Raw genomic sequence first — 14,030 nt, 5'->3', positions numbered from 1 at the left:
CATGCTTGACGACTCTGAACTAGGTTATTGATGCAGATAAATTTATCTGTTTTGGAGATTGTCATTAAATGTGGATGTGAGCGTAAGTCTAATTTTAACTTAACGGTATTTATTCCTTCACTCGCGTGAAGTGGCAATAGATCTAGCTGTTCAGGCGCAACGCTATCCCAGTAACCGCCTAGCACTTTGTCGCCCCTGAACCCGTTGCTGATATTGATTGTGGGCATACTGTTCAAGGTGTATCACTTTGCCAGCGGCATGTTTAAAGCAGGTTTCAAATTGCGTGGTTAAAATTAGCCATTGTTCGTGTTCAATATTGAGGCGCTCTAGGATGGTAGGCAGGCTGTGTTCGACTATCCCACGTTTGTTTGGGTGGATATACCGGCTAGTTATGTCGACAAGCTGAAGGTAATCTGGGAGGGTAAAAGGTAAACCCTGGAACATATTTTGTTTCGGGCTCCCCGCAAAAGGCATGAGTCGTTTGGGCGTTTTACCTACCCTGGCGGCGTTAATACGATATTGGATACTCGTATGAGCAGAGGTCTCTGGCGTTTTCGCTATCTTTGCCCGTACTGGGTTTAAATCGACATAGGCCATACAAGCTGCAAGGGCCGATTCATCTAATAGCGCTTGAGACTTAAATCGCCCCTCCCAAAAATGCCCGGTGCAGTCATCTTCTTTATTGGCAGCTCTGGCAATATACTCATTGAGAGCACGCATAAACCAACTGATATCAATCAGCCGCTTGCGCCAGACTACTGCTGTTTCCTCTACCGTTTTAATCTGTGTTTCGTGCAAGTCTTTACATAACTCTGGGGATAGGTAGCGCTGTGTGAGCAAGGTGCCTTTATACAACTTGTGCCAACGTTGAATTATTTCTTCTGTGGTAAATGCATCCGCCTTATCTTTAGCAACATGCAGCACCACGTGCGTATGATTGCTCATCACCGCATAGGCGCATACATCAATAGCAAACACTTCACTTAGGGTATGAATTCGGTCTTCCACCCATTGACGACGATGCTCAAAGCTTTTGCCGTCTTGTTCACCACATAAGAATGCGCGGCGTACACAGCGAGAAACGCAGTGATAATATGGCGTATCCAATAAACTAATTTGCGACTTTCTGGCTTTTGGCATCAGGACTTTCTAACGTTGGTTTACTCCTTTAACAGTGTGAATAACTAACCAAATTAAAGAAAGTGTACTGAGGTACAGTTTTGATACCGCGTGTTATGCCTGTCTCATTAATTACTTCTCATTAATTAATTGTGCCTGTCTTAATTAGTTACTATTTCGTACTAAAAGGCAAGGTGCTAGATACCGACCTAGGCTACAAACGCTCGCGCATGGAAGCGTGGCAGAGCGACGAACAAATGGCGCATTTTCGAATAGGTACTATCACACCTGACTTAAGTTCGGTGAAAGAACTGCGCCTATTCACCCGAGATAATATGGTTAGCAAACAGCTTCTTGTGGATAACATCAGATTACGAGAGAACCCTGAATACACTAACGATTATCGGAAAAATATTGTCGATAAATTTGGCCAAAGTGCTAAACACGACTTTCCCCTAAAGGTTCACTCTGAAGCTGAGTTAAAAGAGAAAGCGAATGCCGAGTTAAGCCGGCTTAACGCGTCAAGCCCCCTGCCCGACCGTTCAAGATTTGGTGGCTGGAAGGATGGCCCTAAATTAGAAGCCACTGGGTATTTTCGCACCCATGAAATGAAGGGTAAATGGTGGTTAGTCGATCCAGATGGCTACCTGTTCTTTTCTAACGGATTGTCAAACGTTCGTATGGCCAATCTAACCACGCTTACTGGCATAGATTTTAAAGATGAATCGGTACGCTATGTTGACCCTGAAGCCGTTACCCCAGAAGACTCTATGGGTATTGTAGAAGTTTCAGATGAGGTAAGGGACACCCGTTTTGTGGCATCTGATGTACGCCATGATATGTTTGAATGGCTTCCGAACTATGATGATGAACTTGCCGATCACTATAGTTATCGGCGCTCAGTACATCACGGGCCATTAACCTCAGGAGAAACTTTTAGTTTTTACCGGGCTAACTTAGAGCGCAGATACGGCGAACCGAGCCCGAAGGCATACGAAGAAAAGTGGCAACAAGTTACCCTAGACCGATTCCAAGATTGGGGGTTCACCTCAATGGGCAACTGGGTAGACCCTGCTTTTTACCCCAATCAGCAAGTACCCTATTTCGCAAATGGCTGGATAATTGGCGACTTTAAAACCTTAAGCTCTAAACATGATGTATGGGGCTCTATGCCAGATTCATTTGATCCTGAGTTTGTGCGCAGAGCAAATGTGACAATTACTCAAATTGCTGATGAAATTCAGTCATCGCCGTGGTGTATTGGTGTATTTGTTGACAATGAGAAAAGCTGGGGTCGTACAGAGGGAAGCCTTGAACATCGTTATGGGCTTATCTTGGATGCACTTTCTAAACCTATTGAAACAAGCCCCGCGAAAGCCGCATTTGTTAAAGCGTTAAAGCAAAAGTATGCTTCAATAAGTGAATTAAATAACGGTTGGCAAACCTCATTTACGAATTGGCAAGACCTGGATAATAGCTGGCAACCAGAGCACGACACTTCATCGCTTGAGCAGGATTTGTCGATGATGCTCGAAATGCTATCCGACCAATATTTTAAGGTTGTACATAGCGCACTTGAAAAGGCTTTACCTAATCATTTGTACATGGGCGCGCGTATGGCAAGCTGGGGCATGCCTGATGAAACCATTACTGCGGCAGTACGTTATAGCGATGTTTTAAGTTTCAATATTTACAAAGAGGGTGTACAACCTTCTCAATGGAGCTTTATAAAAGACATAGACTTACCCAGCATTATTGGTGAATTCCATATTGGAACGAATACTGATTCGGGTTTATATCACCCAGGCTTAGTTGCCGCGGCAGATCTAAAAGATAGAGCAAAAATGTATCAGCAATATATGCAATCTGTAGCAGACCACCCTAACATGGTGGGCGCACATTGGTTCCAATATGTCGACTCACCGATTACTGGCAGGGCTTTCGATGGCGAAAACTATAACGTAGGCTTTGTTTCGGTAACCGATATACCTTATAAAGAATTGGTGGACAGTGCCAGGGAATTTAATAGAACCCTATATCCAGAAAGATTCAACCAAGAGTAAAGTACCTTTTACCTGGTAAGAGAATATACGGCAAACGACATATTTCGTTTGCCGTTTTTATTTGGCTTTCTGAAAATACATTAACGCTTTAGCATCATTCATTTTCTGGGCAAAATTAACCCCTAATTGCCGTAATTGCGGATGGTAGTGATAGCGGCCTAACGCTAGTTTTAGCTCACGCAGCGCTTTGTCGGTTTGCCCCACACCGTCTAAAACTAAAAAGTAGACGTATACATATTGCACGTTGTCAGGCGCCAATTTAACGGCTCGCCTAAATGCTTCAATAGAATCTGGTTTTCTCTGTGCACGAAATAGATACATACCATGTGCATAGTGCATAACAGCTGATGTAGGGTTAGCTTTTAGCCCTGCATTTAGCGTCATCCTTTCATTTTCAACCTGCCCTGCTTGGCGATATACATCGGCTAAGTTAACGTAATTAGGTGCAAAGAAAGGGTCTACGTCGATGCCATGTTGCAAGCTATTCAGCGCCTCTTTTGTACGACCTAATTGTAAGTAAACCATACTTTGGTTAAGCGCCGATTCTCCGCGCCACATGGACACTTCGTTAAACTTCAACAAGAGTTCCAACGCAGGCTTAAAGGCAGCATTGTTATTCAAACCAGCATCTAATAAGTGGTTGGCAGCCCTAAGACGTACCGCCTTAAAACGGTCTTCTAGTAGTGTTTGATAAGATTTCAGCCGCTCCGGAACAGGCAGCATATTTCCAATACCAGCTACCGCCAAGCGAATAAGATCGTGCTCTGATTGCACCCAGCCTTTTACATCGTTATCGGAAAGTTGAGCAACACTATTGGGTAACATGGCTATTGCGCTGGCTCGCACAATAACACTAAGTTCCGTATTGTTGATGAGTGCAAAATGACGGGCAACCGGTAAGGTACCGTTATGCATAAGGGCTAGGAAATCATCTTGTGAAGTATCAGGTAACGCATCGCCTTGGCGCCATTGATTAATAATATCGGCAGCCCAGTTGGAAGATTGCATTTCATGACAACCGGTACACACATTAGGCGTATCATACTTCGCGCTTAAATCAGGCCTTGGCACCTTAAAACTATGATCTCTGCGGGCATCAACTCCCATGTAAGTTGTTTCGGGCATATGGCAACTTACACACTGCCCAGCCGTTGAACTAACATCATGGCGAAGGTGAGATTGTTGCTGGTAAACCTCGCTACTGTGGCATTGCAAACATAACCCATTGCCCTGTACTTTTATTTTCATCGTATGTTTGTCGTGGCAGTCTAGGCAATTCACACCAGCGGCATACATTTTACTTTGTAAGAACGAGCCATAGACATACACCTCTTCTTTAATTTGGCCATCAGCATGGTACATCGGCGGCGCCAACAGCGAGGGAACAAACTGGTCTAAAAAGGCTGCATTCGGGTCTATTCCGTCGGTAATAGGGGAGCGTAGAGAATGGCAAGCAAAGCACGTTTCCATGAACTGGTTATCTCTGGGCTCTCCATGCCAAGAGGCAATCTTTGCTCCATCGTCTAGGAGCCACTGGCCTATGGCTTTTTGCTCGTCAGAAGAAAGAGCTAATTTGCCGTGCGACGACTGCCCTGTTAACTGCGACGCTGAAGAGGCGGTGTCGGCGTGATGAGTCATTTCGCCGTGGCAAGACTGACAGCCTACGTTAATATTGTCCCAGGTAGTGTCGAACTGCTTCGTTTCAACAGAATAATTACGGGTTAAGCCGTCTGAATGACAATCTGCGCACATACCGTTCCAGTTTTGCAACGGTTGACGCCAATGCAAGCGGTCAGCAGGTTGAATATCTTCCTGAGAATACATAGGGTACCACCGTTGCCCCCCTTCTTCTTTAGACCGAGAATCCCACGCGAACGGGAACACTTGGAGCTTTCCCGCACTACCTTCAATCAAATATTGTTGTAGCGGATAGTGCCCAAAAGTGTACTTCACTTGGTAATCAGTAGTACTGTCGGCCTCTGTGAAGTTAATCCAAAAATCTTGCCCTTTCTGATAAAACCGAGCCTGTTGGGTATAGTGCGCGACTGCTGTACCCGAAAAATCACCCAGCACCGTGTTTGCCGCTGCCACATCCATCGCTTTTGCATGATCAGATTGCTGCCAGTTAGAGACCGCTTGTTGGTGACAACTAACACAGTTCGTATTTGCCTTTACTGTAAAGGAAAAAAACAAAAGTAGACTCGCCATAAATAGGCAGGTAAAGGTTAAATACTTCATTAATGCTCAACGGTCATTATAGTGATAATAAATTCAAATAGCGCAGCGTCCTAAGCATACGATGGTGTAAAGAGGAATGCTCGCCCTCATTTACTCTGATACCAATTTCCACGTTCTTACCCAGTCAACTTTCATGGTATTACGGCTATCGTCCAGTAATTCTTCTTTTTCTGGTAACCCACAAACCCACGGGCTATCTTGAGTCCAAAGATCCCAAATTAGCTCTTGCTCAAGGGTAAACGGTTGACGAGAAACGACGCTACCGGCGGGTTCACCATTAAGATAAAACTGTACAGTGTGGGCATCTTTCCACCATGCCCCGAATACATGATAGTCTTCGTTCCATGCAACGTCTTTGCGGGTATTCCCTTTAGATAGTTTTTTAGTGCTCCAAGGGCCTTTGTTGCGTTCTGTGTTGCCCTCTTTAACGATAAAATACTGGGAATTCATTTGCCATGGATATTCAGTATTTTCACCACACGCAGGTTTAGAGTTTATTTCAATAATATCAATTTCATCTCGATCATTTGAATCGCCATTATTTAACCAGAAGGTGTTGTAAGCGGGTAGATGTGCTACTTTCAAGCGTGTTTCTGTGTACATGGGAAAGCTAATTCTTGCTTTAGAATGCACCCGAGAAGTTTTAAACCAATTATCGTCAGAAGACGCATCCAAAGTCGCTTTTATCCAAAGATACCCGTCCTTCACCCCCGAATTTGTATCAACCATATTTACCGGGGTGTCAGAGTAATATTTACAGCGCCAACTTCGCCTTAGGCAATGGGGCTATGGATATTAGTGAGCTTGAATACGGATTCATTGATGGCGGAGTAGGATTTGAATATTTACCTGTTTTTAGTGCGAACGAGTTTCTTGATTTAGTTCGCGAACAATCCCTATACAACGAAGCCAATGTGACAAAAGATGGGATAACTGAAGAAACAACTTCGGCATACCTTTCTTTTGATTTTGTTACAGATTTCAACAATATGCCTATTAATGCCAATTTTGGCGTAAGGTACGAAGAGACTGACGTTGAATCCTACTCTATCCAACGCCCTGTGATAGGCTTCAATTGGATAACACCGATACAGCTTGATAAACTCTTCGCCGAGGAAGAAGTCACTGAAATACTCGAAGGCGATTATGAACAGTTTTTACCTAATTTAGACATAAGCTTGGAAATTACTGATGACTTGGTAACAAGGTTTTCTTACAGTAAAACAATAGCTAGAAGTAGCATTGGCGCTATGTTCCCCGCTACCAGCTTAAATCTACATCGCGCCGGCGGCCCTTTTAGAGCTTCTCAAGGTAACCCTAATTTACTTCCGTTTGAATCTCAGAACATCGATTTATCGCTAGAGTATTACTATGACGATGGTAGCTATATTTCCTTAGGCCACTTCCGAAAGCAAGTTGATAACTTTATTTCAACAGGTCAAATAGAGAGCGAGTTAATAGGTCCTAATGGCCCACTAACAGACCCCAGCATTAACCCTAGAGGAAATTGTCCAGACGGCTCGGTAACAAATCCAGTCGCTGACTGCCTATCGCAACCAGGCGACCCTATCATCGAATGGGAAATTACCACACCGCAAAACCTAGACGCCACCCGCGTGTACGGCTGGGAATTCAACGTTCAACATCTGTTTGGCGAAACTGGGTTTGGCACTATTGTCAATTACACCATGGTGAACAGTGCTGATGAATACGATGTGTACTCGCTAGAAAATGATTTTGCATTAACAGGTTTAAGCGACTCGGCCAACCTAGTCGTTTTTTATGAAAAAGATGAGTATCAAGTTAGGGCAGCATATAACTGGCGCGATGAGTTTTTACTTTCAGGCGGTTTAGAGCCTACCTTTACCGAGTCGCACAGCCAACTTGATATCTCTGCTAGCTATGAAATAAATGATCATATTTCTGTATTCCTCGACGGTATCAACATTACGGATGAAAGCACCCGACGCCATGGTCGTTTCAGCAATCAACTTATTGATTATGAAACATACGGGCCGCGCTACAATGTCGGCTTCAGAGGGAAGTTTTAAAACGGTACCCATAACGTTAAAAGCTGGTTTGCCTTGGGGGAATTTCCCTCCAAGGCACACCATTAGTAACACATTATAAATTCTCTTCCGCAAAGCTGGCTAAGCGGCTTCGTACTACACCATCTAAGTTTAAGGTTGCACTGCCCGAGAAGTCTTTAAACTTCTCTACTAAGTAGGTTAGTCCTGAAGTCACAGCGCTTAAGTAATTACTGTCTATTTGGGCCAAGTTTCCGCCCACAATAATCTTAGTACCTTCACCGCATCGGGTGATGATGGTTTTAAGCTGTGATGCCGTTAAATTCTGCGATTCATCTAAAATAACAATAGAGTTTTGAATGCTTCGCCCCCGCATAAAGTTAACCGACTTATACTGAATGTTGGCTTTTTCCATGATGTAGTTCATAGAGCCTTTCACGTTTTCATCGTGTTTATGCAGCACTTCTAACGAATCAGTAATGGCTGCTAACCATGGCAACATTTTCTCTTCTTCGGTTCCCGGTAAGAAACCAATCGACTCCGCTATTTCTGGGGTGCTACGTGTTACGATTATCTTATCGTACATGTTGCGCTCTACCACCATTTCAAGGGCGGCGGCTAGGGCCAATAGGGTTTTACCGCTACCGGCAGGGCCGGTAAGGATCACTAAGTCGATGTGTGGGTCAAGTAACGCATGAAGCGCCATGGCTTGGCCAATATTCTTTGGCGTGATTCCCCACGCATGACGGCCCATTAAGCGCTCATAGCCTAAATCAAGCACCTCAAGAGAGTCGCCGTTAATAGCTTCAACCAGTCCAGCAAAGTCGTTGCTTTCATCGAGTAAAAACTCGTTTATATAAGCTTCTGGCAGCATCGCTTTGGGAATGGTATGAATGGTATCGCGACCTTCGGTGCGACTGTCTACGCTTTTCACCTTGTCCCAGAAGTTCCCCTCAAAGCGATGGAACCCCCGAGAGAGATATTTAATATCACTAATAAGTTGGTCGGTGCGATAATCTTCAACATGCGCAAGACCTGCGCCTTTCGCTTTAAGACGCATGTTGAGGTCTTTAGTGACTAACACCACTTGTTGCGGTGCATTCGCTTTTTGTAAATGCAAGGCCACATTAATGATGCGGTTGTCGTTCTCATTACTGGTGAACACTTGCTGGGATTGGGCCATGCTCAAATCAGTATAAATTGACAAAGATCCCGTCGGCGCTGTTTCGCCTGCGCCCATTCCAACCATAGACACACCGGCCACCATATTTTCAGGTGACGCATCGTGCAGTAAGTCTTCCATTGCACGAATAGATACTCGCGCATCTCGGGCAACGTCTTTCTTGCTGTCTTTGATGTAATCTAGCTCTTCAAGCACGGTCATTGGTACAACAACATCGTGTTCTTTAAAGGAGAGAAATGCGTGAGGTTCGTGCAGCAGAATATTGGTATCGAGGACGTATATTTTTGTATCAGTGGAATTTTTTCTTGGCATCCTTTACTCCGGTAAATAAGGCCAGGCACACACAACAAATTAGCGTGCTAGGAACAGTTCCGCTGAAGGAGAAGAAGTTGTCGCTCGAACAGGACTTCCACTCCTTGTCGCGTCGACCGAAAAGTGGCAGCAACCTAAACACCGCCACTTCACACGCTTGCCCAACAAACAATCACAAGCGCTAAATCCACCATAATCCAGATTTTCATTATTAGCACTGTTTTTCTGCGAAATAATTTTTGTTCTTCGTTCATTACCCTCAAATAGCCGTCCTCCAACCACATTTCACTCACCAAGATTAAAACGCACAAATGGGCTAGTATTAATGACTTATTAATACACAATGCGTACAATACCGCCCCCGCAAAAAAGGTTGGTGATTTATGAGTTCAGGAAATCCGTTTTCCATTGGTCAGCGTTGGTTAAGTAATACTGAAACCGAATTAGGTTTAGGCGCTGTTATTAGTGTTGATTTTCGCTCAGTTGAGTTATTTTTCCCTGCCACGGGAGAAGCGCGAATGTATACAAAGCAAGACGCACCACTGACCCGTTTGGTATTCGATATTGGCGAAACCGTGAAAAGCCAAGACGGCTGGCAAATGACCATCTCTGAAATTGAAGAAAGTCAGGGCGTTTGCATTTATTTCGGCATTCGCGAAGACACCAAAGCACAAGTTCGTCTTTCTGAAACCTTACTTGATCACCACATTCGATTAAACCAACCTGAAAGGCGATTATTCAGTGAACAACTCGACCACCCTAAGTGGTTCGACTTGCGCCTAAACGCACTAAATCATCAATATGACTATTTACGCTCTAGCACACTTGGTTTAGCCGGCGCACGTATTTCCCTTATTCCCCACCAGCTACACATTGCCTCTGAAGTGGGTAGCCGTCATGCTCCGCGTGTTTTACTTGCCGATGAAGTTGGCTTAGGTAAAACCATTGAAGCTGCGCTTATTATCCATCAGCAGCTTCGTACCGGTCGTGCGCAGCGAGTGCTAATTTTAGTGCCAGATTCATTGGTGCATCAGTGGCTGGTTGAAATGCTACGCAGAATTAACCTGCCTTTCGCAATTTTTGATGAAAGCCGGTGCGAAGCCTTAGATGATGACGGTGAAACTAACCCCTTTGATAACGACCAGTTAGTGCTATGTAGCATCGATTTTTTGAGTCAGAGCGAAAAGCGTCAACAACAGATTCAAGCGGCATCGTGGGATTTAATGGTGGTTGATGAAGCCCATCACCTTGCGTGGTCTGCCGATGCGCCCTCTGCTGAGTACACTTGCGTAGAAGCGTTAGCCAATGAAACGCCAGGGGTATTGCTGCTTACTGCAACCCCAGACCAACTCGGCCATGAAAGCCACTTTGCTCGTTTGCGTTTACTCGACCCAGCTCGTTTTCATAGCTACGAAGCCTTTTTAAATGAAGAGTCGCGTTACAGTCAGCTTGCAGACGCCGTAGCCCCTTTACTTTCAGACACCACGCCGGACGAAAAACAACGCACCAAGCTAACCGACTTCGCCCCGGATGTGATGGAAAATGCCGGTGATTTAGCACAACCTGAAGCACGCAGAGAGCTGGTTCATCAGCTTATCGATTGCCACGGTACGGGCAGAATGCTGTTTAGAAACCGCAGAGCCAATATTGAAGGCTTCCCTGACCGCGTATTACTTGGCTACCAACTTGAACTACCCGAGGTATATGAAAGTGCGGTAACCGGCGGTGATTTAACCCATGCGTTATACCCTGAACGTATGCCAAGCGTGGTAAATAGCTGGATGGATGAAGATCCTCGCGTAGGCTGGTTGCTCGATTTCATGCAATCGGTTAAACCAGAAAAAATCTTACTTATTTGTGCCAGTGCGCGCACCGCACAAGAACTCGGTGAAGTCATTCGCACCCAAACCGGTGTACGTCATAGCGTATTCCACGAAGGCATGACCATTGTTGAGCGCGACAAAGCCGCTCACTATTTTTCTGATGAAGAAGACGGCGCGCAAATCTTATTGTGTAGTGAAATTGGCAGTGAAGGTCGTAACTTCCAGTTTGCCCATCACTTGGTGTTGTTCGATTTACCCGTTACACCAGATTTACTGGAGCAACGAATTGGTCGCTTAGATCGTATTGGTCAAACTCAAACCGTTGAAATTCATGTGCCTTATTTAAAAAACACGGCTCAGCATGTGTTGGTGGATTGGTATCATGAAGGGCTGAATGCGTTTGAGAAAACCTGCCCGACAGGCTCAGGCGTGTTTGACGACGTAAAAACCTTGTTGATTGGCGCGTGTTTGCACCCACACGACCTTCATACTCGCGACGAACTGATTAACTTAAGTACCACATTAAATAGCCAGCTAGTGGCACAGCTAGAAGCCGGTCGTGACCGTTTGTTAGAGCTTAATGCGTCTGGTGAAGGCCGTGTTGAACAGTTACTTGAAGACATCATATTGCTTGATAACTCGCAAGATTTATCCCGCTTTATGGGCCGACTGTTTGATGCTATTGGTGTTCAGCAAGAAGAAAAAGGCAGCGATTGCTTTATTCTAATGCCAACCGAATCTATGGTTAGCCAATTACCAGGGCTCGACCCTGAAGGCATGACGGTAACCTATAAACGCCGCGTGGCGACCACCTTAGAAAATGTACAGTTTTTAAGTTGGGATCATCCTCTTGTACATACCGCTATCGATTTAGTGCTTAGTGATGTGCACGGTAAGAGCAGCATTGGCTTTATTGCCGACCCTGACCTTCCCAAAGGCGCTTACTGGTTAGAGGCCCTATTTGTATTAGATGCTAACGCTCCTAAAGCACTTCAGCTTGGCCGTTTCTTACCGCAAACGCCACTGCGTATTTGTTTAGATGCGCAAGGCAATCAAGTAGATTTAACCTTTGATGTAAAACGTAAGGTAAACCGAAAAATTTCGCATCAGCTTATAAAAGCACTGCATCAACCGCTTACCTTAGCCATTGAGAACAGTAGAAAGCTGGCGCATCAACAAGCGAATCAAAAGCTACACGATGCACTGCAAAACATGCACAAAACCCTAAACAGTGAAATTCAGCGTTTAGTCGATTTGCAAAAGCGTAACCCATCAGTGCGTGACAGTGAAATTGAGTTTATTGAAAACCAAATGAATGCGTTAGACAAAGTAATACAAGGCGCTGACGTACAGTTTGATGCATTACGTTTAGTGGTGAACAACCCTTAATGGCTAATCCTGCATTTGTTTACAACCCGCCGCAACAGCCTTATTTAACTATTCTCTACCAAGATGATGACATCTTGGTAGCGAATAAGCCCAGTGGCTTGTTAAGCGTGCCAGGTAAAGCAGAAGAACATAGAGACTCGCTCATAAGCAGAGTAAATACCGTGTTCCCTACGGCCACTGTGGTGCATAGGCTTGATATGGCAACATCGGGCATTATGGTGATGGCGCTAAACAAAGAAAGCCATCGGCGTATTTCAAAGCAATTTGAATTACGCCAAACCAAGAAGCGCTATTTCGCTCGTGTTTTTGGCAAGGTTAAAAGCAACCAAGGGGAAGTGAACTTACCCCTTATTTGTGATTGGCCTAATCGCCCAAAGCAAATGGTGGATTATGAGCGAGGGAAAAAAGCCCTGACCCATTATGAAGTGGTTGATGTAACACCTAACGAATCACACGAAACGGTTAATTCAAAAATGGGGGAAAGCCCTGTTACTAGCCAGGCTCTTAGCCCCATAGAGGACGAGAAAAGCGAGACCCTCATTGCCTTATACCCCGTTACAGGGCGCTCTCACCAACTTCGAGTCCATATGCTTGAGTTAGGCCATCCTATCTTAGGTGATAGGCTTTATGCTCATGAAGAAGCACTAGGTATGGCTGAACGATTACAACTGCATGCAGAAAGCTTGAGCTTTGCGCATCCTGTATCTGAAAACTGGCTAACGTTTCAAACGCCTATTCCATTTACTGCTTATGCGCACTACTCCCCCGCCCCTCTGTCTATTGTTTGAAGCTTTGGGCCGCTTGGTACCAACCTGTTTCACCCGCATTCATAAATGCGGTCAATTAATAGGCGCTAAAAATACTCTTGGTTCGAACTGAAGTTTTCACAGGTTTAGCCGATAATATGACTGTTGAATGCTTTATTGGTACGCCATGTTACGTTTATCTCGTTTTCTCCTGGTGGGTTGCAGCTTATTTTCTTTTTTGCTGTGTTCTGTGCCTTATGCAAAAGGGCAAAGCTTGTATGAGGATATTACCCACGCTTTTTTACCCGATGACATTACCTATGTAATGGCTGGGGAAATCCGCGTGCCTATTTTTGAGAGCCCCTCAGCATTACCTATTTCACGCGGCGCCGCCATTATTTTAGCTGATGCCTCGCCTAGCGGTCTTTCCATAGGGGATGCACGTCACTTAGCCAGTTTACTTAATGCCAAAGGGTGGCATGCGGTGGTTAGCCCAGTTTCCTTCACATTAGAAGCAGACCCTGACCTTCCCGTCGATGAAGCCATTCACCCGAAATCTGACAGTCGACTTCAGCGACAGAGTTACGTGTCGTCCAGCCAACACTTGACTATATTAATCAATGCACTTAATACTCACCTTGAAAGTCATCAAGGCTTTAGAATGAACATTGCCTACGGTATGCAAGCAGCACAGTTGCTGGATTTAGGATCTAAAGGCATGATTCCATCACCAGACTCCTTGGTCGCCATCGCCCCCTTTTGGCCCAACGCCGATATAAACCGCGGTGTACCTGAATTTATTGCCGGAACAGAATTTCCAGTGCTGGACCTATCAATTAACGACACCAACACATGGGCGTCGCAAACAGAAGCGAAACGAAAGCAACTTGCCACCACCTCCCTCAAACTTCACTACAGACAACAGTCATTCCACACGCAAAATTCAACCTTTGGTCTAATAGACAATGAGAATAGTGCTAAAATTCAGTTGATTGCTGGCAGTATTCTTGGATGGACTCAACATTTAGGCTGGTAATTAGAATCTAAACCAACTAGTCTAATTTATATCTTAAAACAGTATCCTACCTCTTTTGCCTTGGGCTTCACGAGGTATCACTGGGTGTTCTGAA

The 14,030-nt window shown here is 44.9% G+C and carries 9 protein-coding genes; 5 read left to right on the top strand and 4 right to left on the bottom strand.

Annotated elements, in window-relative coordinates; all coding sequences use genetic code 11:
* Window positions 1–162 precede the first annotated feature (162 nt).
* The gene (locus FLAVO9R_RS02870) at window positions 163–1,140 is read right to left on the bottom strand and encodes a transposase (RefSeq protein ID WP_159528600.1); all 978 of its coding nucleotides are present in this window, start codon (window positions 1,138–1,140) and stop codon (window positions 163–165) included.
* A 131-nt stretch (window positions 1,141–1,271) separates the two neighbouring features.
* Between FLAVO9R_RS02870 and FLAVO9R_RS02865 the strand changes: the two genes are divergently transcribed.
* Window positions 1,272–3,182 carry an agarase gene (locus FLAVO9R_RS02865; RefSeq protein WP_232370564.1) on the top strand — a complete coding sequence of 637 codons (1,911 nt, stop codon included), beginning with the start codon at window positions 1,272–1,274 and terminating at the stop codon, window positions 3,180–3,182.
* Window positions 3,183–3,239: 57 nt separating this feature from the next.
* On the opposite strand, the gene FLAVO9R_RS02860 is transcribed toward FLAVO9R_RS02865, so the two are convergent.
* Both FLAVO9R_RS02860 and FLAVO9R_RS02855 read right to left on the bottom strand, forming a co-directional pair.
* A complete protein-coding gene (locus FLAVO9R_RS02860) occupies window positions 3,240–5,420 on the bottom strand; it encodes a multiheme c-type cytochrome (protein ID WP_232370563.1) in 2,181 nt (726 codons plus the stop codon).
* Window positions 5,421–5,510: 90 nt separating this feature from the next.
* On the bottom strand, window positions 5,511–6,149 hold the full coding sequence (locus FLAVO9R_RS02855; RefSeq protein ID WP_159528598.1) for a family 16 glycosylhydrolase: 639 nt from the start codon (window positions 6,147–6,149) through the stop codon (window positions 5,511–5,513).
* A gap of 59 nt (window positions 6,150–6,208) precedes the next feature.
* On the opposite strand from FLAVO9R_RS02855, the gene FLAVO9R_RS02850 reads away from it, so the two are divergent.
* A complete protein-coding gene (locus tag FLAVO9R_RS02850; protein WP_159528596.1) occupies window positions 6,209–7,471 on the top strand; it encodes a TonB-dependent receptor domain-containing protein in 1,263 nt (420 codons plus the stop codon).
* A gap of 73 nt (window positions 7,472–7,544) precedes the next feature.
* On the opposite strand, the gene FLAVO9R_RS02845 is transcribed toward FLAVO9R_RS02850, so the two are convergent.
* Window positions 7,545–8,942 carry a PhoH family protein gene (locus tag FLAVO9R_RS02845; protein ID WP_159528594.1) on the bottom strand — a complete coding sequence of 466 codons (1,398 nt, stop codon included), beginning with the start codon at window positions 8,940–8,942 and terminating at the stop codon, window positions 7,545–7,547.
* 383 nt (window positions 8,943–9,325) lie between these two features.
* Between FLAVO9R_RS02845 and rapA the strand changes: the two genes are divergently transcribed.
* From rapA to FLAVO9R_RS02830, 3 genes are all read left to right on the top strand, one after another.
* Window positions 9,326–12,154 (top strand): RNA polymerase-associated protein RapA, encoded by a 2,829-nt coding sequence (gene rapA / locus FLAVO9R_RS02840; RefSeq protein WP_159528592.1) that lies wholly within the window; start codon window positions 9,326–9,328, stop codon window positions 12,152–12,154.
* On the top strand, window positions 12,154–12,942 hold the full coding sequence (locus FLAVO9R_RS02835; protein ID WP_159528590.1) for a pseudouridine synthase: 789 nt from the start codon (window positions 12,154–12,156) through the stop codon (window positions 12,940–12,942). The genes rapA and FLAVO9R_RS02835 overlap by 1 nt, the downstream gene beginning before the upstream one ends.
* A 127-nt stretch (window positions 12,943–13,069) precedes the next feature.
* Window positions 13,070–13,936 carry a DUF3530 family protein gene (locus tag FLAVO9R_RS02830; protein WP_159528588.1) on the top strand — a complete coding sequence of 289 codons (867 nt, stop codon included), beginning with the start codon at window positions 13,070–13,072 and terminating at the stop codon, window positions 13,934–13,936.
* Window positions 13,937–14,030: the final 94 nt, after the last annotated feature.

The sequence above is a fragment of the Alteromonas sp. 38 genome (genome assembly GCF_902506055.1).
Classification (GTDB): Bacteria; Pseudomonadota; Gammaproteobacteria; order Enterobacterales; family Alteromonadaceae; genus Alteromonas; species Alteromonas lipotrueae.
This window is presented reverse-complemented; position numbering and strand designations above follow the sequence as displayed.